Genomic DNA, 20,190 nt, shown 5'->3' with positions numbered 1-20,190 from the left:
GGTCAGATCCGGACGGTCCGGATCTTGAAGATGCCCTGGTCCTTGACCGGCATCAGGTGGTAGAGCGAAAATTCGAAGACCTCGCCCATCTTAACGTCCGAGGGCGAGAACGGGAAGGCCAGGTTGCCGGCCGTGGAAATGCGGCCGGGGTAGCCGTAGTGCAGGAGTGTGGACCGGGTCAGGCTGCAGAGCGACTCCGACTCGCGCTCGGTCGGGGCCACGGCCTCGATGACCAGGCCCAGCTCGTGGCCGCGAATCTCGGTCTCGGGCTCCAGAGCGCCCATGACGCCGTCGCGGCCGTAGACGTGGAAGCAGACCCGGCCGGCGATCTTCTCGGCTTTCAGGATGTCCCGAACTTGGGCCTCGACGGCCTTCAGGATCGGGTCGATCGAGGCGATCATGATCGGGTCGCGGGTCCCGGCCACGGAGATGGTCCGGAAGCCGGCCCGCCGGACGCCCTCGAGCTTGACGTAATACCGCTCGGAATCAACGTGCCGGCTGCCGCGCACTTCGACCCGCCCGCCGGGCAGCTCGGTGAAAGTGCAGTCGGTCAGGTCGATCTCGCCGCCCGGGCCCGGAAGATGGGTGGGGTCGGACTTCTCGTAAAGAGTGTGGGCGGCGGTGGAAGCCTTGGTGAACTTGCGCTTGGGGTTCAGGGCCTCCAAGATGAACGAGTCTTTCTTCAGCGTGCCCATGGCGCAATCGGCGCCCGAGCCGGGGGTGGCGGCGATGGCCGCACACTCCAGGATCTTGCCCATATGCAGGGCCAAGCCGGGGTCGAAGCCTCGGCGGATGGCCGGCGCGGCGAAGACCGCCGGGTCGTAGCAGCGGCCTGCCAGGACCACGTCGCAGCCCGTGTCGAGGGCCTGCAGGAGCGGTTCCACACCCATCTGGGCGACGATGTTGATGGAGGCATCCAGCGTCTCTTCGTCCAGCGGCGGGACACAGGCCAACGGCACGATCTCGCCCTTGCGGAGGTGGGCCCGGACCCGGCGCTTGTCCACGTCGGCGTAGACGACGGCCATCCGGAACTTGAGCTTCTCCTCGCGGGCGATTTCGCGGACAATGGCCTCGCACCAGTCGACATGGGGCCGGGCGCCGCTGCCGCCGGCGCTGCCGATAACGACCGGGATGCCGCGGGCGATCCCGGCCTTGAGCATGAACCGGAGGTCGCGCTTGACGGCGTCCCGGTTGGTGAACGACTTGCCGGCGCCGAGGTAGTAGGGACCGGGGTCGGTCGATCCCGCGTCGACGGCGATTAGGTGCGGGCGCCGGCGCAGACCGGCCTCGAAAGAGGCCTGGGGGAAGCCGTAGCCCAAGATGGCGGTGGTCGATAAAACCCGGAATTCGTCTTCGCGTTTTCTCATCTCGTCGCTCCTTCCCGCCGGGCCTTGGCCACGGCCAGGATGCGCTCCATCTCGTTGTTGACGATGGTGAAGCCCTCGTCGAAGCCCATGCCGGGCTTGGCCAGGGTCAGATCGGCCCGGACGGCCACGGCGATGTGGACACAGGCCCGGGCCGAGACGTCGGTTTCGTTGCAGGTGCCGCCCTGGTAGGCCTCCATGCCGCGGGCCTTGCAGTACAGCACGCTCTCGGCGATGTTCTGCACCCCGCCCAGGTCGGGCGTCTTGATCTGGACCATGTGGCAGGCCCCCGCGTCGGTGAAGTCGCGGATGTCCTCGAGCGTGTTGCACCACTCGTCGGCCACGATCTTGACGCCGCAGCCCTTGGCCCGCAGGGCCTCGGTGATCGCCTTCAGCGTCTCGATCTGGCGGCCCTTCTCCTCGACGTCGACCGGCCCCTCGATATAGAGGCGATGGCCGCCGGCGGCCTTTTCCAGCCCGGCCAAATAATCGGCGATGACCCCGGCGTCCAAGCCCAGGGCGGCGCCGATCGTGCCGTAGACGTCGATGTGGAGCGCCGGCCGGTAATCCTCGCGCCGGCGCAGGGCCTTGATCCGGCGGACCAGCCACTCGACGTACTCGCGAAGCTTTTCGCCGTTGCGGCCGAGCTTCTCGTCGATGTGGTTGATGAGCCCGTGCGGGAGGACGTCGACCTCCTTGAGGATCATTTTGTCCACGTTCTCGTAGCGGTTGTCGCCGCTTTGCCCGAAAATGGGGACGCGGGCGTCGGGCGGGGCCTGGCCGTATTCCTCGGCCACGACCTCGGCCATCAGCCGGCGCCGCTCCAGGGCCCGGGCGCTGAGAAGAGCTTGCGACAGCCCGTAGCGGACCGCGGTGTGGAGACGCTTGCCGTCGAACTCCAGACCCTCGAATTCGGCCGCCATGGTCCGGAACGGATTGATCGTCCGACCCTCGAGGAGCGGCCGGATGCGGCTCTCCAGGAAGGGGATGATTTCGGCCGCCTGGAACAGCGGATCGCGCCCCCCGGCTCCGGAATACTGGACGGCGGCGCAGTCGCCGACGGCGACGGACCCGTCCTCCAGGATCAGATTGACCGAGACGCTCTGCCCGGCCTGGCGAATGCTTCGGAAGCCCGGGGTCACCGGCGTTCCCTTATAGACGAATCCGTCGTGGGCCGCGCCGGCCTTGACGGCACGCTGGTCATCGAAGAAGAACGCCGAGATGCCGGGCGAGAAGACAGCTCGCTGAATCTTCATTTCGGCCTCCCGATGAGCTTGCCTTTGCTGATGGCATAGATGTCGTCCGTCACCATTTGGAAGGAGGCGGCGCGGCCTTCGGCCTTGGCCCGCTCGTCCAGGCGGGCCTTGTGGACGGCCATGATCTCCGCGTCCAGGGGCAGGAAGCCCTTGGCGTAGACGCGGATAAAGCCCTCATTGTCCCTGATCGGCAGGACTTTGCCCCGGTTGTAGGAAGAGGGGGCGAAGGGCACGTCGAGCAGGCCGGCGGCGAAGGCCCGGACGATGCCGCGGGCCCGGTCGCCCTCGCCCGCCGCGGCCACAGCCTTCATCAGGCAGGCGACTTCGCGCCCGATCAGCCCGGCTTCCTCGCGGACGGACTCGTTGTCGGCGCAGACGACCTGCTCCTCGACCATGCTCAGGATCTGGCGGGTCGACTTAAGCCCCGCCGCGTTGGCCTCCTTGGTCGGGATGCCCATGGCTTCATGCGGTGTCTTGACGATGATCTTCTCGGCCTTGGCCATGGCCGCCACAACGGCGCCCAGGTTGATGACCGCGAAGGCCTTGGCCTCGTCCTCGGGGAAGCCGCCCATCCACTGGTGGAAGACGATGGTCAGGTCGTAGTCGGTGTGGCCGGCCTCCCGGAAATAGGCGTGGGCCAGCTCGCGCAGGGAGACGACGGCGGCCAAATCCTGGATGATGTTGCCGCCCTGCCCGTAGCCCAGGGTCAGCGACTTGACGCCCTCCTCCAGGGCCAACAGGCCTTCCAGGATGGCGATGGTGTGGCTGATGAAGGGCGGCACGAGTGTCCCGGTCAGCGGGCCGAAGGGCTCGCGATTGATCGAGACGCCGTTCTCCTCGTAGTAGCCGACCAGACGGTCGACATATTGCCAGTCCCGGATGGACTTGTCCAGCGGGACTTTCTTGGCGTAGGGGATGTTGTAGGAGATCCCGCCGCCCTCGAAGCTGGTGAAGCCCGAAGCCAGGGTGATCTCCGCCAACAGGCGGGCATCGGGCGTTCCGTGCCGGACTTGGATCGGGCGCCGGACGGCTTCCGTAACGCGTCGGCAGCCTTCCAGCCCATGGTTGACGGCGGGAAAACCATTGAGCAGGGAATGGCCGGCGGCCTGCGACTTTTCGATGCCCTTGGCCGCCTCTTCGTAGCGGTTCTGGCGGGTGTAGGCGTCGATGGTCGTCGGCAGGAGGTCCGCCCCGCCTTCCGACTCGAGATAGCGGAGGAGCTGGATGTGCTGATCGACCAAGGCGACGCCGGCCCGCGGCTGGGTCAAGGTTTTTTTCAGCTCGCGGGCCTTGCGCATGGCCAAGGCGAAATTTTTTTCCTTGGGGATCTGGCTCTGATAGCGGACCCCGTCCTCGAGAGTGATCCCGCGGCCGGTCGGCCAAGCCCGCAGGACCTCTTCGCGTTCGGCCAGGAAGTCCTTCCAGGGAAGGGAGAAATGTTTCATATCGATGACCTCGCTTGTTCCAGTTTTATGGTTTGGCGGACGGCCGTCCGGGCGGCTTCCGCGGGATGATCGGCGACGAGATTCCCCAACAGGGGAAAGAGATACAGGGCGTCGGAAAAAAGCTCGGGAGCGGCGGGAAGCAAGGGCCGGTCCTCGGGATCCTCCCGGGGCCGGAGGCAGGCTTCCGCCAGGACGGATGCATCGGAGCAGCGGGACAGGAAGCCGCCGGACCCGACAATGCGGCGGAGGCGGCTGAGATCTTTGCCCCGGCGGATGTGAACGACGCCTTGAAGAGTGGCCAATCGGGTCTGCCGGCCGGCGTGGCGAAGCGCTGCGGCCCGAACGCAGGCGCCGGCCAGGATCGCATCGTAGCGCTCTTCGAGCCTGGAGCCGGGGACCGCCTCGGGGCGGGCGGCGACGGCCGCGACATACGCGTCGAAGCCCGGCTTGTCCAACCCCTCGGCCGTCAGCCGGTCCTCGATCTCGCCGGCCTGCGAGGCGGCCAAAGCCAGGACACTGACCCGCAAGCCCAGGTCGCCTTCGACCGTGCGTTTGACGCGAGGCTCGGGCAGGCCCTTGACCAGGACGCCGTCTCCGGCCCGGTCGGATTCGGTGTTGGAATAGAAATCCGTGGTCGCGCCACCCATGTCGATGACAGCCAGATCGTCCCAGTCGGGCAGAACCTCGGGGATCGTCCGAACCAGGTCGTAGACCGCCAGGGGCGTCGGCTTGGGATCGGTCCCGATCCGCCGCACGATCCGGGACAGGCCTTTGCCGTCTACGATCCGCTCCAGGAAGACGCGGCGGATCACTTCGCGGGCCGGCTCGATGCGGACCTCGCCGACCTCGGGCATGACGTTGGCGGCGGCCACCGCGTTCTTGCCCTTCAGCCGGGCCAGGACTTCGTCTTGAATCTTGGCGTTGCCGGCATAGAGGATCACGGCCGTCAGAGAGGAGGCCGCCAGGGCCTCGGCGTTGGCCAGGTTGGTCCGTTCGTGGCCGCCGTCCGTGCCGCCCGTGAACAGGACGATGTCGGGCGCCAAGCCTTCAAGCTCCTCGATCTCGGCCCGGGTCAGGCGATAGGAATAAGCCTTGACGACCTTGCCGCCAGCCGAGCAGGCGGCCAGACGGGCGATCGAGACCGTCAGGTCGGTCGTCAACCCGACGGCGGCGATCTTGAGCCCGCCACGGGCCGAGGAGGAGAAATAGGCGCGGCCGATTCCGGCCGGGCCGGCGGCGGCCTTGAGCGCGGCTTCGACGATCTCGAAGCCGCGCGAAAGGTCGTCGACGGTCGTGGGGACGGCGGACTGGGCCCGCAAGGCCAGGGCGTCCCCCTCGGGGACGAAGAGGGCCCCCTTGGTGAAGGTCGACCCGATGTCGACGCTGAGCCAGGCCGGTTCAGGCATGGGCTCCTCTCGCCGCGATGTCGGTCCGGAGATCCTCGGCCGCTTGATTCAGATCGGCGTTCGGGGGGAAGATCCGATCGAAACCCATGGCCTTGAACTTGCGCTCGATCTCGTCGAAGGGCGTCTTGCCCACGACCAGATTCCCGCCGACATAGAGAACGACGTCCTCCAGCCCGCGCTCGATGCATTTCTGGCGCAGACCTTCGCAGTCGATCTCGCCGTGGCCGTAGAGCGACGAAACCAGGATGGCCTTGGCGTCCGACTCGACGGCGGCGTCGATGAACTCCTCTTGAGTGACCATGACGCCGAGGTTGACGACATGGAAGCCGGCTTCGCCGAAGAAGGCCTCCAGGATCTTGTTGCCGACGGAGTGGCAGTCCGATCCGATGACTCCGAGGACGATGTTCATGGCCGGCCCCTCACGCCCGCCCGGCGGCATCGGCCAGGATTCCGCGCAGGCGCTCCTCGACGTGGAGGAGCGAACCCTGCTCGATCTTGTAATCGAAGGGGATGACGATTCCGCCGCGCTCGGTGAAGGCCTGGACTTGGGCCAGGTTCTCCTTGCGGCTGATGAGCGACAGTCCGGGCGGGATGATGACGGCATCCAACCCGCAGATGAAGTCGCCCAATCCTTCCAGATCCTGGTCGTAGAGAACGGCCATGCTGTCGGCCGGGATGCCGAACTCCTTGAGGTGGCGGGTGATGATGGCGAAGAAGCGGGGCGAGCGGCAGACGACGCCGATTCGCTGTGAGGGCGTCAGCCGGGCCAGCCGGATGATCGAGTCGCGGGCCGGGGCCACGGCCACCGGCAGGATCTTGTCGGCCAGCTCGGGGTAGCGGGACTTGAGGTCCTCGATGTGGGTGGGAGTGGTCAGGATGAGGTCGAACTGGGTCAGCCGGCGGCCCAGAGCCGGGTCCTTGAGGATGTCGTCCAGGAGGAACTTGGCCATGTTGACGAAGGGCAGGAGGAAGATCTGCTTCTCGTAAATCTCCAGGGCCTCCGGGTTGCAGTCGACCGCCGCCACCGCCAGATCGCGCAAGGCTTCTTCGCGCTCTAACAGGCGGAGGTCGAAGAAGGCTTTGATCTCCTGGTACGAGAACTTAAAGCGGACGAGCTCGTCGATGACTCCGGCGATGAGAACCCCGGCCCTCTCTTTGCGGTCGGCCATCGACGGAGTGTAGGGGGCCGAGACGAAGCTCCCTCGGCCTTGGGTCACTTCGATCAACCCTTTGCGCGACAGCTCCTCGTAGGCCTTTTTGACCGTCCCGCGGGCGGCGCCGAGCATCTCGGCCAGCTCGCGCTCGGGCGGAATCTTGTCTCCCACTTTGAGCCTGGAAGTCCTGATGAGGTGTTCGATGTGATCAATGATTTGCTGATAGGCCGGTCTGGAGCCGTCGGACTTATCGAGCTTTATGTTAAACATGAATCCTCCTGTGTGGACCATACCATACATAATGGACTAGTCCTATATAACCTCCAATCAGGCTCATGTCAAGTACTATTTTTGCCATTCCATTCCCGACGATTTGCCTAGCGGTAAGAAACAAAATGGACTTCGCCGAATTCCGTGAAATCAGGCGGTTCGGGGTATCGGCCAACGGCGAAATCGCGAGGCCGGCGCCTTTTTCCATAGCTCTCTGAGGGAACCTGGCTCTGGCCAGGCGCCAAGGGCTGTTTGAGCACGCGACCATCTGTAGGAATCGAAGAGGAGTGGGGGGCCTTGAAGACCGGGCGATCTGGAATGCGCAGTTCCGCCCTCGCGGGGACTGTCGAAGCGACGTCCCTACGAGGACTGCGAAGCGCTGGAGGCGCCGAAGAGAGCTGTGGGAAAAGGCGAGAAGAGGCCGAAGCCGCCGGGCCGATACTCCGAGCTGCCTTTCCGGAATTCGGCAAAGATCAATAAATCCGCGTTTCACAATTCTCGGACGAGCGATCCCCAGCGCTTGTCCTCCCGAAATCCCTGATGGAGGAAGAATCCGGGCAGATAGAAGTGGGTCAGGATGACATGGATTCCGGCCGCGCTCATCCGCTGGCAGAACTCTTCGATCATCGCCCCGCCCAAGCCCCTGCCCTTCAAGGCCGAGGCGATCACGATGCCGTCGATGAACGCGGCATTGGCCGACATCAGCCGGTAACACAGCCCGCCCATCACGCGCTCCCGGGAGTCGCGCAGGATATAATGACGATCCTGCTGAGAGATCGTTTTGGGATAGTTCTCGAGATAGAAAAGCCGGTAGAGCTGCCCGATCTCCGCCGGGTCGAACGTTTCGGCGAATTCATAAGATTCGCCCTTCCGGTCGGAAACGGCGGACCGGACGATAACCTGCTTGACGCGGTCCTCCCCGAACGGCCGGATATCGAAGCTTCGGCCGGCCGCGGCCCGGGGAAAGACCATCTTGGCGAAGACCGCCCTATCGGCTTCGTCGGCCAGAGCCGCCTGGAGATCGGAGAGCTCCGCGAAATGCACGGCCGGCGTCTTGACCTCCTCCGTCATCCGCCCGAGCAACTTGTCGAAAGCCGCCAGGACGGCCTCGGAGGCGCCCGCGAAATAAGTCTGCCGGTAGAGATAGTAGCGCGCCGCTTCGGGGTACCGGTCCAGGCCGAAGACGCCGAGGACCTCCAACACCTTGCCCTCCCGATCGGCCGCCCCGGACGGGGCGTTTTGCAGCTCCCATTCCTTGTACCGGCGGACGGCGTTGACCGCCGGCAGAGGGATCATGTAATGGGATCGGAACTCGGACAGATAAGCGCTCAAAGACTCGGCCAAGGCGACGCCCTCGAGGCCCGCGACGGGTTCTTTCTCCAGGGCCGCCGCAAGGGCTTGGAAAAAGGCCGAGGCCTCGGCGTAGCCCAGCGCCTCGTAGCAGGCGTCGAAGAGCCACCGGACATCCTGACGCCCAGCCAGCCACGGATAATGGGCCGCGGTCTTGAGGAAAAAATTGCGGATAAGCGGCCGGACGAGAGACAGCGGCCCCTCGTAGGCTCGCCAGCCCGCCAGCGAGTGGATCATCGCGGGCCTCGGCGAGCTTGCTTCGGCGACCATGACGTTGGTCGGGGACGGGAGTCCCGGCACGATCCGCCCGCCGGAAAACCGCCAGGCCTTGAAGAACGCGGCCATACCCTCGATGGCCAGCGTCCGCCAACGGCCCGGCCCCAGCACGGAGCGCTCCGGCTCCTCGTCTCCGTCACGGAGCCGGAGCCTCTCCCAGACGTTGAGCCGTCCCGAGTAGAGAATGGCCACAGCGCCGAGGCCCGGCCGGAGGCTCCCGATCCGCGGCAGGATGGGCTCGCCTAACGGGTAGTTGGCGATAGCCAGGTGCCAGAACAGCGTCTCGGCCTCCGGTTGGACCCCCAGATCGTCCGCCGTAATGAGCCGCAGATCGAAGGCCTCGCCGGACGCGCTCCGGACATGGACGCGGACGCTGGGCCGGCCGTCATACTCCGGCAGGCGGGAGACCCAGATGCCGTCGGCGGGGATCTCCCTCGGATCGAAGCCCTCGCGGCCGAAGACGAGCCCGATCGACTGCGGCAGGAATGTCGGGTCCGTCAGAATGCGCCGGATGCGGCCGACTTCGGCCGCCGGCAGTCCTTCGTCAAAGGCCAGGCGGGCCTCCCACTCCTGCGGGGACAGCGGCCGCAGCCGCCGGCCGAGCCAACCCTCGTGGTCCGAATCGAGCTCGCTCAGCCGGGAGACCGCCGAGCGCGAGAGCTCGGGATCGACCCTATGCAGAGCCCAGCTGGCCAGCTCGGCCCGGACATGGCGGTAGTAGTCCGGGTGATAGCGGGCGAAGTCGACGAACAGCCGAAGGATCCGGAGGAACTGGGCTCGGGCCGGCTCGGCCTCCTCTCCGCCTCCGGCCAGGCTTTCCCGGTAGGCCGCCATGCGACGACGGAGGGCGTCGAAGCGCTCCGGCCCGAGCGGCGAAGAAGAGATGGCCTCGATCGAGGCTTCGTTGAGAAAGCTCAGCCCCGAATGGACGAAAGAGGTCAGGGCCCGGTCGTACTCGGGGTTCGGCTCGTCGAGGAGCAGGATGCGGTAAGCGTCGCAACGAATCGACTCCTCCGGATGCCCGGCCGAGGCCTCGAGCCGGGCGCGAAGCAGCGGCGCGATCCGCAGGTCGGGCGCGGCCAGCAGACCCTCGATCCTGATCAGGGCGGCCCGGGCTTCGGGCGTTTCGCCGAAGAGGGCCATGGACGCCAGCTTGTGGGCCGCGAGGAGGCTCTCCTCCCGGACTCGAAGCGGGGCTGTGACGTCGTCAGTTCCGTAGATCCGGTCGCGGGACGCCGGCAGAAAGACCTGTTCGGCGACGCTTTCGGCCGGCACGTCCCAGCCGGCCCGGCAAGGGCAGAAGCGGGCCAGGGCGGGGTTGCCGAACCAGAGACGCGGCTGGCGGGCGAACACGCCCAAGTCGATGACTGCGCCTTCGATCCGGTACTCCAGGTCCCCGATCAGCCGTCGGCCCGAGCCGGCCTCGACCGCCAGCGGCAGCATGGTCTTGCGGAACGAATCAAACAGGAAATCGCCGACGAAGAAGATCTCGTCCTCAAGCACGCCCAGGTCGCGGTAGAACCAGTGCGGAATGCGAACCCGCCAGCCGTGGTACTCCAGCTCGACGAAGCTCTTGCGGTAAAGCGCCTCGATCTCGGCCGCGAACCCGGCCTCGATCCGCTTGCGGTTGTACGACCCTTTGGTCGTCAGCTCACCGCGGGCCTCCTCGAAATCGCGATCCAGGACGGCGAAGTTGACGACCCGTTCGTAGGGGGCCAGGTCCAGGTTGGCCGCGCCGACGATGCGGCGGTAATACGCCCGCTCGCCGTCGGCGTCCAGGGCCGCGCGCAAGACGGCGTCGCCGTAGTCGGGGACGATGAACAGGACGTTGTGGGGACGGCCGTCGCCGACCAGGAAGGTGCGCTTGATGCCGGGCACTCCGGCGAACTTGCTCTCGACCTTGAGCGGAGCGACCGTCTCACCTCGGGTGTTCTTGTAGATATCCTTGATCCGGTCGACGATCCGATAATACCCATTGGGCAAAATTTCGAAGACATCCCCGGTGGCCAGCCACTCGTCCCCGCCAGGCTCGCCGGGGACGGGCACGACGCCGCCGGGCGGAGCCGCGTCGAGATACCGGGCGACATAGGCCCCCCGGATTTCGAGCTCCCCTTCTCCGGTCAGCCGGGCCTCGATCCCGGGCAGAGGGAGGCCGTGGGCATTGTCGACATAGCGGCCGGGCGGGGTCATGGTGATGCCGCCCGTGGCCTCGGTCATCCCGAAGCCGCTGCAGAGGGCGATGCCGCTTTTCTCGAAGAACCGGAAAACCTTGGGGTCCAGAAACCCGGCCGCGGAAAGCCCCCAGCGCAGATCCGGGCCGACGATCCGTCGCAGGACGACCGCCGGGTCCGCCCCGGGTCCGGCCGCTTCCATCGCCTCCAGGCAAACCTCGTAGAGCTGGGCCCAGCGGATGGGCACGCTGATGAATCCGGTCGGCCGGATCTGCGGGAACAGGGAGAACAGGCGCTCGGGCGAGGGATTACCCGAGGCGACGTAGGTCCCGCCCCAATAAATCGACCCCAGGAGCTCCAGGTAGCGGCCGAAGGTGTGATAGAGCGGCAGGAAGCAGAGAAAGACTTCATCCTCGCCGACGTCCGGCAAAGCCGCCGCCCGGGCGAACCGCTTGGCGGTGAGGTTGTAGATCGAAAAAGAGACGCCTTTGGGGCGGCCCGTGCTGCCCGAAGTGAAAAGGACGGTCGCGACTTCGTCGAGGGCGAACCGCCGGCGGCCGGCGAGCCGAGCGTCGATTTCGGCCGCACCGAGCCGTTTGCAGACCTCGCCCAAGAACGGAACGCCCCGGCTTTCGTCGGCCGTCCCCGCGTCGAGAGCGACGATCCGGAACGGGACGGCCGTCTTTTCCCGGACTTGTTCGAGCAGGAGCCGCCGGGCCGGGGAGTCCGTCACGGCCAGGGTGATGCCCAGGCGGTCGAAGATGTCGATCAGATTGTCTTGGCTGAAATGGGTGTTGATCGGCGTGTCCAGGATGTCGTAGAAAAGACAGGCCAGGTCGGCGCAGGCGTTTTCCACACCGTTGTCGGCGAACAGCGCCACGCGCGGCGGCCCGGCCGGCTCGTCCGCCGCGGCCAAATGGAAGAAAGCGGCCGCGATCTCCCGCGTCTTGCGCTCCACCTGACGATAGCTCCATTCGGCGGGCGCCGGCCCGGAGGCGTCCCGGAAGAGCGCCTTCTCCGGATGGGCTTCGACCCGGGCCTGGAACATCTCGAGAAGGGAGTAATCGACGCCGCGGATGAGCCGCAGGGCGGACTCGGCCCAACGGGCGCGGGCGGCGTCATCGCCCAAAGCGCGCAGGAAAGGCCGCCGGCCGGTTTCAAACAGCGCCTTTCGGACGATCGCGGCCTCGGCGGGATCGAACGGCCCGGCCGAGACGGCTTCCTCCAGAACGGCGAGGAGCTCTCCGGCCAAGCGACCGGAATCGCCCACCGCGTGGGAGCCAAACCATGCCGTCAAGCACGGCGTCAAAGCTGAGACGGCGGAGTGGCGTTCTTCGTTCATTGGGGAACAATTCATCTTAGCAGATCGGAACGGATTTGGAAAAAGTATAGAATACCGCCCGGAGGATCCAGCATGAACGACCGCCCGGCCTCACGATATCTTCCCGCGCTTCTCGTCCTCTTCCTCGGCAGCGGCTGCGCCGCCCTGATCTATGAGATCGTCTGGTTCCAGTTATTGGAGATGGTGGTCGGTTCGTCTGCGGTATCGCTGGCGGTTCTTCTGGGGACTTACATGGGTGGCATGGGCGCCGGCAGCCTTCTTCTGCCCCGCCTCGTTTCTCCCCGCCGTAACCCGCTCCGTGTTTACGCCGCGCTCGAAGCGGGCATCGGCTTGTGCGGGCTGGCCATCCTTTTCGGCATGCCGGCCGTCGTCCGGGTCTATTCGTCGTTGGCAGGGCACGGCTTCGCCGGACTGCTCGGCCGCGGCGTCGTCGGGGCCGCCTGCCTCCTCGTTCCCACCCTCCTCATGGGCGCCACCCTGCCCGCGATCTCGCGCTGGATCGAGGCGACGCCGCGAGGCGTTTCCTGGCTGGGCTTGCTCTACGGCGTCAACACCCTGGGCGCGGTGATCGGTTGCCTGCTGGCCGGGTTCTATCTTCTGCGCCTCTACGACATGGGCGTCGCCACCTACGTTGCCGTCGCCGTCAACGCGGTCGTTGCTTCGGCGGCGCTCGTGCTTTCCCTCGTCGCCCGCCGGCAGAAGAAGGAGTCCGGCGAGGCCGAGTCCTCCGTCCTTCCCGCGGCGGCCGCATCGGAAGATCGGGGGACCGCCGCCGTTCTCGTCGCCATCGGCCTGTCCGGCTTCTGTGCCCTCGGCGCGGAAGTGGTCTGGACGCGCCTTCTCTCCCTCCTTCTCGGCGGCACCGTCTACACGTTCTCCATTATCCTGGCCGTTTTTCTGGCCGGGATCGGCCTGGGCGGCGGCGCCGGCTCGCTCCTGGCCAGGGGGAAAATCCCCGCCCGATCTCTGCTCGCAGCCTGCCAGCTCCTGTTAACGGCAGGAATCGCCTGGGCCGCTTTCTCCGTTTCAAAAGCTCTGCCGCTTTGGCCGATCAACGCGACCATGGCCGCGAGTCCGGGACCGGTCTTCCAGATCGATCTCATCCGATGCCTCTGGGCGGTCTTCCCGGCCGCCCTGCTCTGGGGCGCGAGCTTCCCCCTAACCTTGGCCTCCGTGGCCGGACCGGGCCGTGATCCCGGTCGCTCGGTCGCCAAGGTCTATGCCGCCAACACGGCCGGCGCGATCCTGGGCGCCGTCGGCTTCAGCCTGATCTTCATCCCGACCATCGGCACCCAGCAGTCCCAGCGTCTGATGATCGGCCTGGCCTTCGCCGCCGCCCTTGTCGCCGGGGTTTACCGCCGCAAGCCCCTCGCGGCCGCCGCAACGAAACGAGGCCTCGGCATCTCGATCCCGGCATGGACGGCTGCGCTCCTCGCAACCGCGCTCCTTCTCTGGAGCGTGCCCGGCGTGCCTTGGGTGATCATCGCCTGGGGCCGGACCGTGGCCAGCCGAACCATCAAGGGGACGCCGCTCTACGTCGGCGAAGGCATGAGCTCATCCGTGGCGGTCGTCAAGCTGGACGAACAGATCACCAACTTCCACGTCTCGGGCAAGGTCGAAGCCTCGAGCGACCCGCAGGACATGCGCCTGCAACGCATGCTCGGCCACATCCCGGCCCTGCTCCATCCCAAGCCCGAATCGGTGCTGATCGTGGGCTGCGGAGCCGGGGTGACCGCCGGATCGTTCGTCCCCTACCCGAGCGTCAAACGGATCGTCATCTGCGAGATCGAGCCGCTCATCCCAAAGGTCGTGGCCCGATTCTTCGCCGCCCAGAACCACGGCGTCCTGGACGACCCGCGGGTCGAGGTCGTCATCGACGACGCCCGCCACTACATCCTGACCACGCGCGAAAAGTTCGACATCATCACCTCGGACCCCATCCACCCCTGGGTCAAGGGCTCGGCTTCGCTCTACTCCAAGGAGTATTTCGAGCTTGTCCGCCAAAGGCTCAATCCGGGCGGGCTGGTGACCCAATGGGTTCCGCTCTACGAGAGCACCCGCGAGGCCGTCCAGAGCGAGATGGCCACTTTCTTCGACGTCTTTCCGAGAGGAACGATCTGGGGTAACGACCTACAAGGCCTGGGCTATGACGTCGTGCTGTTGGGGCAGGCCGGAGAGCTGCACATCGATCTGGACGCCCTGGCTGGAAGGCTGGCCGCGCCGGCCCAGGCTCCGGTTCTGGCCTCGCTCGAGGAAGTGGGTTTCCCTTCCGCCACCGCCCTGCTGGGCACGTTCGCCGGCTATGGGCCGGACCTGGCCTTGTATCTCAAGGGGGCGGCCATCAACCGCGACCGCAATCTGCGTCTGCAGTACTTGGCCGGGCTCGGGCTCAACGCCGCCAAGGGCATGAGCCTCTACGACGAGATCATGGCCGACCGGCGCTTCCCTTCCGGGATCATCACCGGCTCGCCGGGACTTCTGGTCGAGCTGCGCGGGGCGATGCGGCTTCTCAATTGACGCCGGTTCGCCGTCAGGGCGGCTCGTGGATGATCGAGAGGGAATTTGCTTTTAGATTCTTTAAACGATCGGTGTCCGTCGGACGAGCGACCTAGCGTAAGGAGCATACGACATGCGCATAACCGTCATCGCGATGATTCTGATGACCGCCCTACTCCAACCGGGTGCGGCGCTCGGGACCAAGCCATCCGCGGCCGCCGGTCAGTCCGCGGCCAGGCTCCCCGACGGGCTCAAGCCTCTGTTCGACTTCCCCGTGCGCGACACCTGTGTGTGCCTGGTGGACGACGTCTACTACTTGACCGGCACGACCGGCGCCCCGACCTGGTGGAAGACCAACGAGGGCATCCGGATCTGGAAGTCGAAGGACCTCAAGACGTGGGAGCCGCTGGGCCTGGTGTGGTCCATCGAGAGGGACGGCACCTGGCAGAAGGCGATCAAAGACGGCCATCGGGCGATCTGGGCCCCCGAACTGCACTACCTCAAGGGGACGTTCTGGCTGGCCTACTGCATCAACTGGCCGGGCGGGGGCACGGGAATTCTCAAGAGCACGACCGGCAAGGCCGAGGGCCCCTACGTGGACGTCAAGCCCGACGGACCGCTCACGCAGGAAATCGACGCCTCGCTCTTCCAGGACGACGACGGGAAGCTGTACTTCGTCTATCAGGATGGCAAGATCGCTCGTTTGAAGGACGACCTCAGTGCCCTGGCCGAGAAGCCTCGCCTGCTCAAGCCGGCCAACGCCGACCATGTGGGCTTCGAGGCGGCGTTCGTGTTCAAGATCAGGGGCCGGTACTACCTGTCGTGCGCTGAGTTCATCAACGACGAGTACCATGGCATGATCGCCAGCGCCGACTCGCTGGCCGGCCCGTGGAGCGATCGCTACTTGGCCATCCCCCACGGCGGGCACAACATGTTCTTCAAGGACAAGGACGGCCGGTGGTGGAGCACGTTCTTCGGCAACGATAAAAACGCTCCGTTCACCGAGAAGCCGGGGATCCTGCGCGTGGAGTTCGACCAAGCGGGCCGGATCCATCCGCTCATCGAACCGGCGACACGGCACCTCCCTTGAGCTTCGAGCTTTCTCGGCCCTGAGTCCCCCGGATCTGAATTTGAAATTTCGCCTATAATCGATATGATGACTCCGTAGTCCACCATGCCCTCAAGATCTTTTTTGGATCGGACCGTTAGAAAAAGAGCCTCGAAAGGAGAAACGGCATGAAGACTCGATCCCTATTTCGTTTCTCGGGGGTCCTCTGCGCGGCGCTTGCCTGCGCCTCCTTGGGGGCGGCCCAGATGACAGTCAAGGACGTCATCAGCCTGAAGAAGCTGGGATTTTCGGACACGGAAATTCTGGCCGAAGCGGCCAAGTCGGGCCCGAAGCTCGCCTTGACCGAAGCCGATGTGGCCCAGCTAAAGGCGGCCGGAGCCTCGGACGCCCTGATCAAGGGCCTGGGCAATCCTCCCCGAGACATCGCCCTCGAAGACGTGATCCGCATGGTGAAGGCCGGGCAGCCTACGGCCCGGATCATCGACGCGATCGCCGGCGCTGCGGGGAAACCGCCGCTGGGAGCCATGGAAGCTCTGAATCTGCAACGCCAGAAAATCCCGGCCGCCGTCATTTTCGCCCTGCGCGGCCGTCCCCTGGGCGTTGCCGAGGTTCGAGCCTTGGCCGAGGAGAAAGCCGATCCTCCCGTTTTCGAACAGCTCGGCAAGATGCTGGGATTTGTCCAAACCGCTCTTTCGGTCGAGGAGGCCATGGAGCTTATGCGGATCGGCGTACCTGCAGATTCGGTGAAGGCCTTGAAGACGGCCGCCGCGCCGAAGCTGCAGCCAAATCCCGAGCCGCCCCTGCCGGAGCCGCCGGCACCCTCGGAGGAACTGGCGGGAACATGGGAAGGGACCATGAAATCGGCGGGGATGACGGTGCGGGCCGTGATGACGTTCGATCGAAACGGGGATTATTCGCTCAACGTCAGCGGCTACCTGCAGCAGGGCAAATGGTCGGTCGTCCACAACAATCTCGTCCTGGCGCCCAACGACGGCATGGAAGAAGCCGAAAGATACGAGCTCAAGAACGAAACGCTTTTAATCAAAGGGGCAAACGCCTTGTTGACCCTGAGGCGGAAGCAGTAGCTCGAGCGGACAAAGGTCTAAGTCCATCTTGTGAGCCGGGCTGGGGGGGAGGCCGGCGCCGCGTCTTCAGCCGGCGGCGGGTTCTTGCGACTCGGGGGCAGTTTCGGGGGTCTCGGAGGTTTCCGGGGTTTCGGGAGTTTCGGCGTCATCCGCGGTTCCGCCGGCGGGGCCTTCGTCGATGCCTTCGATCGGGGGGCCGCTGAGGCCGGATTTCTCGCGCTCAACCTTGCGTCGCCGTTTTTCCTCGGCCTTCTTCAGCCGGGAGATTTCCTTATTGCGCTTGGCGCTTTTATAAGCTCGATTATTCTTAGCCATCGCCGTCTCCTCCTCGAGGGTGTCCCCATCCTATCATAAACACGGCCGGGCCGCGAAAGGCCTAGATAAGGATAAAGAGGGACGGCCGACAAGGGCCGCCCCCCTCGAAATTCGAAAGATCAGTAAGGCCGTCCGGACCCGGGGTCCGGGCCGTCGGCCGAGACCGGAAATCGGGTCAGAAGCGCCGGCCGCCGCCGCCGCCGCCGAAGCCGCGGTCACGCCCGCCGCCGCCGCCGAAGCCGCCGCCGCTGCGGGGGCGATCAGTCCGGGGCTTAGCCTCGTTGACGGTCATATTGCGGCCCTTGAGGTCGCGGCCGTTCAGGGCGGCGATGGCCCGGTCGGCCTCTTCCTTGGTCGGCATCTCGACGAAGCCGAAGCCGCGCGATTCGCCGCTGAACTTGTCCTTGATGATGGACGCGGTCGTTACCGCGCCGTAAGCGCCGAAGGTTTCCTTGAGGTCGGCGTCAGTGGCGCTGAACGAGAGATTTCCAACGTAAATGTTCATACTCGTCTCCTTTGACGAGGGATCTTCCCCGGCTGTTTCGCCGGAGCGTCCCAGAACTTGGGGCTCGAAATAAAGGAGAGGAGTATGCGACCGGTCAGGTCCCGTGACCCTTCCTTTATTCTCGGCCGAAATTATAGCACAAAAATATAAATCAAAAAACAAGGGCGGCCCCTTCAGGGCTGGAGCGGGGAGGCGGGCGGCTCCCCCGTCCCGGCCCGGCTAAGAGCCGGGCGGGGGGACTACGGAAGCCGTTGCCCGGCGGGCGGCCCGGCGGTCCCGGCGATGGTCCAGGAGGCGGCGGACCCGGTTGAATTTGTCCCGATCAAGAGGGTAGAACCAGGTCACGACCAGGGTGGCCACGAGCAGCAGCGCCCCGACCGGGCCGATCAGGAACCGGATGGCGTTGAGGGCCGAGGCCGGCTGGGCAAACTTGGTCACGCCCTTGGGCGGAGCCTGATAGCCGAACCAGCCCAGAACCTGCAGGACGATGAAGATGGCGAAGGCCGTGGTCAGCTTGCGGACGAAGTTCTTGGCCCCGTAATAGATGCCCTCGTGGCGCCGGCCCGTCTTCAGCTCGTCCCATTCGATGACGTCCGGGAAGATGGCGTCCGGAAGGACGTGGGCGGCCGAGACGCTGATGCCGATGGCCACCGCTAAGGCCAGGGTCAAGGTGGTAGCCCCCTGCGGAATGAACGGGATGAGGAGCATCAGGACGATCCAGAAGACCAGGGCGGACATGAAGGCCACCCGCTTGCCGATCCGTTTGGCCAGCCAGATCCAGAACGGCAGGACGATCGTGGCCGTGATCATCATCAAGCCGAGGACGGCCGACTCGATGGGTAGGCCCAACCCGGGCACCTTGGCCAGCAGGTCGCCCCGCATGGTCCAGTAGACGAGAAGGTACGGCAGAACCACCCCGGTCAGGTCGAAGGCCACCCAGTTTAGCATGTAGAGGGCGGTGGCGTAGCGAAAGGGGACGTTCTTCCAGGCCAGCCGGACGGTCTGGCGGAGGGTTGCCGATTCGACCTTGATGTCCTCTCTCGGTTTCTCCTTGATGGTGAAGAAGATCAACAGATACGGCACGATGGCCGAGACGCCGAAGCAGGCCGCGGCCAGGGCGAAGCCCTGCTGCTGAGTTCCACCTCCCCGCATCACCGCGTCCACGATCATGGGAGAGGCCATGGCCGTCGCAATCGAGGCCAGGAAATTGAAGAACATCCGGTATCCGGCCAACGAAGTCCTCTCGTCGTAATCCGAGGAGATCTCCGGCGTCAGCGAGTGGAAGGGGACGATGACCAGAGTCTGGAAGGTGTCGCTCACGGCATAGGACAACATGACATAGAGCATCAGCAGAATCTGGTTATGGATGGGAGGCGCCCACCATAGGATCAGGAAGGCCAGCCCATAGGGGACGGCGAAGATCAGCAGGAAGGGGCGCCGCCGGCCCCAACGGGTCTGGGTTCTATCGCTGATGATGCCGACCAGCGGGTCGTTGACCGCGTCCCAGACCACGCCGACGAAGGCGGCGAAGGAGGCCAGCCGGGGGTCCAGACCGACGACGTCGGTCAGGAAGATGGCGTAGAAGATCTGACGCAGGGTGTTGAACGTGGCCAAGCCCCAGTCGCCCGTGCCGTAAATGACTTTGGTCAGCCAGGGAAGCCGTCCGGACTTGGCGTGGGGCATGCGATCTCCTCGTCAGGCTGTTCGGTGCGGGTATTCTATCCGATTGGGCGGGCTCGCTCCAAGCCCGGAAGCAAGATGACCGCCCGGCAGCCTAGGGACAGGCGGGCGGGCTCTCCGTCCGCCGGGATGAGATGAACATCCAGATCGAGGTGTAAAGCACGACCCCCAGCACGACCCATTTCATGACCGTCAGGGGAAGGGATTTGACGACAAAAGCGGCCAGGAAAACCCCCAGGACACCGAACACCGTCAGGGCGACGGCGGCCTTGGGGTCGTAGGCGTTCTCTTTGACGAAGCGGGCGCTGCCGGCGGCCATCAGCATGGCCGTGGCCGTCATCATGATCGGGAAGGCCGTCTTGGGATGCATGCCCAAGGCGTAGACCATGGCCATGCAGGGAGCGTAGAAGCCGACCCCGATCGTCTGCAGGGCGCCGAAGACGAAGCTCATGACCACGGCCACGACCAGCTTCCAGCCCGTGAGGCCGATGGCCACACCGCCCAGCGGGAACCACTTGAGAAGGCCGGCCAGGATGGTCAAGGCCACCGCCAGGAGGCCGATGCCCATCCCCAGCTGAATCTTGCGCCGGGGCATGCGGCAGACGACCCCCGCGCCCAGGACGGCCCCGGCCGGGGCGGCAATGGACATCAAAATGAGGGTCAGAGCCTCCACCGGGACCGCGCTCATGAACAGGAAGGCCTGGGTCACGGTGGCGATGGTGTTACCGACGTTCATCGTGCCTGGGATGACACGGTCGTCGACCAGCCGGAAAAACTTGAAAGCGGCCGTCTGCTGGGCGAAGCTTCCGATGCCCAGAGTATCGAAGAAATTGGTGATGAACCCGACTGTCCACAGCTTCGGCCAGGCCGTGTCCGAAAACTGCTTGCGCTTCCGGAAAGCATCGCGCAGGTAGTAGAACCCGAAGGCCGAAGTCATGAGCCCGAGGACGGTTTTCAGAATGGTGACCATCGTCCGCCATCCTATTCGGCCCGGCCGCCGAGGTCA

Annotated in this window: 14 protein-coding genes; 3 read left to right on the top strand and 11 right to left on the bottom strand. The window is 65.4% G+C overall.

Going from position 1 to position 20,190, the window contains the following annotated elements; translation table 11 throughout:
- Positions 1-2 precede the first annotated feature (2 nt).
- The 7 genes from NTZ26_11190 to NTZ26_11160 form a co-directional block, all read right to left on the bottom strand.
- Positions 3-1,367 (bottom strand): acyclic terpene utilization AtuA family protein, encoded by a 1,365-nt coding sequence (locus NTZ26_11190; protein ID MCX6561059.1) that lies wholly within the window; start codon positions 1,365-1,367, stop codon positions 3-5.
- Positions 1,364-2,620 carry a methylaspartate ammonia-lyase gene (locus NTZ26_11185; GenBank protein MCX6561058.1) on the bottom strand — a complete coding sequence of 419 codons (1,257 nt, stop codon included), beginning with the start codon at positions 2,618-2,620 and terminating at the stop codon, positions 1,364-1,366. The genes NTZ26_11190 and NTZ26_11185 overlap by 4 nt, the downstream gene beginning before the upstream one ends.
- Positions 2,617-4,065, bottom strand: coding sequence for a methylaspartate mutase subunit E (locus NTZ26_11180; protein MCX6561057.1), 1,449 nt, complete (start codon positions 4,063-4,065; stop codon positions 2,617-2,619). Before NTZ26_11180 ends, NTZ26_11185 begins: the two co-directional genes overlap by 4 nt.
- Positions 4,062-5,471 (bottom strand): glutamate mutase L, encoded by a 1,410-nt coding sequence (locus NTZ26_11175; GenBank protein MCX6561056.1) that lies wholly within the window; start codon positions 5,469-5,471, stop codon positions 4,062-4,064. Before NTZ26_11175 ends, NTZ26_11180 begins: the two co-directional genes overlap by 4 nt.
- Positions 5,464-5,880, bottom strand: a complete 417-nt coding sequence (gene glmS / locus NTZ26_11170) for a methylaspartate mutase subunit S (GenBank protein MCX6561055.1) — start codon at positions 5,878-5,880, stop codon at positions 5,464-5,466. Before glmS ends, NTZ26_11175 begins: the two co-directional genes overlap by 8 nt.
- A gap of 10 nt (positions 5,881-5,890) precedes the next feature.
- Positions 5,891-6,895 carry a GntR family transcriptional regulator gene (locus NTZ26_11165; protein MCX6561054.1) on the bottom strand — a complete coding sequence of 335 codons (1,005 nt, stop codon included), beginning with the start codon at positions 6,893-6,895 and terminating at the stop codon, positions 5,891-5,893.
- A 489-nt stretch (positions 6,896-7,384) separates the two neighbouring features.
- Positions 7,385-12,034, bottom strand: a complete 4,650-nt coding sequence (locus tag NTZ26_11160; protein ID MCX6561053.1) for an AMP-binding protein — start codon at positions 12,032-12,034, stop codon at positions 7,385-7,387.
- Positions 12,035-12,106: 72 nt separating this feature from the next.
- Between NTZ26_11160 and NTZ26_11155 the strand changes: the two genes are divergently transcribed.
- The 3 genes from NTZ26_11155 to NTZ26_11145 all read left to right on the top strand — a co-directional run bounded on the left by NTZ26_11155 (position 12,107) and on the right by NTZ26_11145 (position 16,684).
- On the top strand, positions 12,107-14,551 hold the full coding sequence (locus tag NTZ26_11155) for a fused MFS/spermidine synthase (GenBank protein ID MCX6561052.1): 2,445 nt from the start codon (positions 12,107-12,109) through the stop codon (positions 14,549-14,551).
- 112 nt (positions 14,552-14,663) lie between these two features.
- On the top strand, positions 14,664-15,620 hold the full coding sequence (locus tag NTZ26_11150) for a family 43 glycosylhydrolase (protein ID MCX6561051.1): 957 nt from the start codon (positions 14,664-14,666) through the stop codon (positions 15,618-15,620).
- 146 nt (positions 15,621-15,766) lie between these two features.
- Complete coding sequence (locus NTZ26_11145) at positions 15,767-16,684, top strand: hypothetical protein (protein MCX6561050.1); 918 nt, start codon at positions 15,767-15,769, stop codon at positions 16,682-16,684.
- A gap of 66 nt (positions 16,685-16,750) precedes the next feature.
- On the opposite strand, the gene NTZ26_11140 is transcribed toward NTZ26_11145, so the two are convergent.
- The 4 genes from NTZ26_11140 to NTZ26_11125 all read right to left on the bottom strand — a co-directional run bounded on the left by NTZ26_11140 (position 16,751) and on the right by NTZ26_11125 (position 20,154).
- Positions 16,751-16,999: a hypothetical protein gene (locus tag NTZ26_11140; GenBank protein ID MCX6561049.1), complete on the bottom strand. Its 249-nt coding sequence runs from the start codon at positions 16,997-16,999 to the stop codon at positions 16,751-16,753.
- A gap of 175 nt (positions 17,000-17,174) precedes the next feature.
- The gene (locus tag NTZ26_11135; protein ID MCX6561048.1) at positions 17,175-17,504 is read right to left on the bottom strand and encodes an RNA-binding protein; all 330 of its coding nucleotides are present in this window, start codon (positions 17,502-17,504) and stop codon (positions 17,175-17,177) included.
- A gap of 219 nt (positions 17,505-17,723) precedes the next feature.
- A complete protein-coding gene (locus tag NTZ26_11130) occupies positions 17,724-19,187 on the bottom strand; it encodes an MFS transporter (GenBank protein ID MCX6561047.1) in 1,464 nt (487 codons plus the stop codon).
- A 91-nt stretch (positions 19,188-19,278) separates the two neighbouring features.
- A complete protein-coding gene (locus NTZ26_11125; protein MCX6561046.1) occupies positions 19,279-20,154 on the bottom strand; it encodes a sulfite exporter TauE/SafE family protein in 876 nt (291 codons plus the stop codon).
- Positions 20,155-20,190 lie beyond the last annotated feature (36 nt).

This window comes from Candidatus Aminicenantes bacterium, assembly GCA_026393855.1.
In the GTDB taxonomy this organism is placed as follows: Bacteria; Acidobacteriota; Aminicenantia; order Aminicenantales; family UBA4085; genus UBA4085.
Note: the sequence above shows the minus strand (reverse complement) of the source record. Positions and strands in the feature narration are given on the sequence as shown.

Bases quoted from the DNA above. Each gene is read 5' to 3' on its own strand.
- glmS (MCX6561055.1), bottom strand. From the start codon at position 5,880: ATGAACATCGTCCTCGGAGTCATCGGATCGGACTGCCACTCCGTCGGC.
- NTZ26_11160 (MCX6561053.1), bottom strand. From the start codon at position 12,034: ATGAACGAAGAACGCCACTCCGCCGTCTCAGCTTTGACGCCGTGCTTG.
- NTZ26_11155 (MCX6561052.1), top strand. From the start codon at position 12,107: ATGAACGACCGCCCGGCCTCACGATATCTTCCCGCGCTTCTCGTCCTC.
- NTZ26_11140 (MCX6561049.1), bottom strand. From the start codon at position 16,999: ATGGCTAAGAATAATCGAGCTTATAAAAGCGCCAAGCGCAATAAGGAA.
- NTZ26_11185 (MCX6561058.1), bottom strand. From the start codon at position 2,620: ATGAAGATTCAGCGAGCTGTCTTCTCGCCCGGCATCTCGGCGTTCTTC.
- NTZ26_11180 (MCX6561057.1), bottom strand. From the start codon at position 4,065: ATGAAACATTTCTCCCTTCCCTGGAAGGACTTCCTGGCCGAACGCGAA.
- NTZ26_11190 (MCX6561059.1), bottom strand. From the start codon at position 1,367: ATGAGAAAACGCGAAGACGAATTCCGGGTTTTATCGACCACCGCCATC.
- NTZ26_11150 (MCX6561051.1), top strand. From the start codon at position 14,664: ATGCGCATAACCGTCATCGCGATGATTCTGATGACCGCCCTACTCCAA.
- NTZ26_11125 (MCX6561046.1), bottom strand. From the start codon at position 20,154: ATGGTCACCATTCTGAAAACCGTCCTCGGGCTCATGACTTCGGCCTTC.
- NTZ26_11145 (MCX6561050.1), top strand. From the start codon at position 15,767: ATGAAGACTCGATCCCTATTTCGTTTCTCGGGGGTCCTCTGCGCGGCG.
- NTZ26_11165 (MCX6561054.1), bottom strand. From the start codon at position 6,895: ATGTTTAACATAAAGCTCGATAAGTCCGACGGCTCCAGACCGGCCTAT.
- NTZ26_11130 (MCX6561047.1), bottom strand. From the start codon at position 19,187: ATGCCCCACGCCAAGTCCGGACGGCTTCCCTGGCTGACCAAAGTCATT.
- NTZ26_11175 (MCX6561056.1), bottom strand. From the start codon at position 5,471: ATGCCTGAACCGGCCTGGCTCAGCGTCGACATCGGGTCGACCTTCACC.
- NTZ26_11135 (MCX6561048.1), bottom strand. From the start codon at position 17,504: ATGAACATTTACGTTGGAAATCTCTCGTTCAGCGCCACTGACGCCGAC.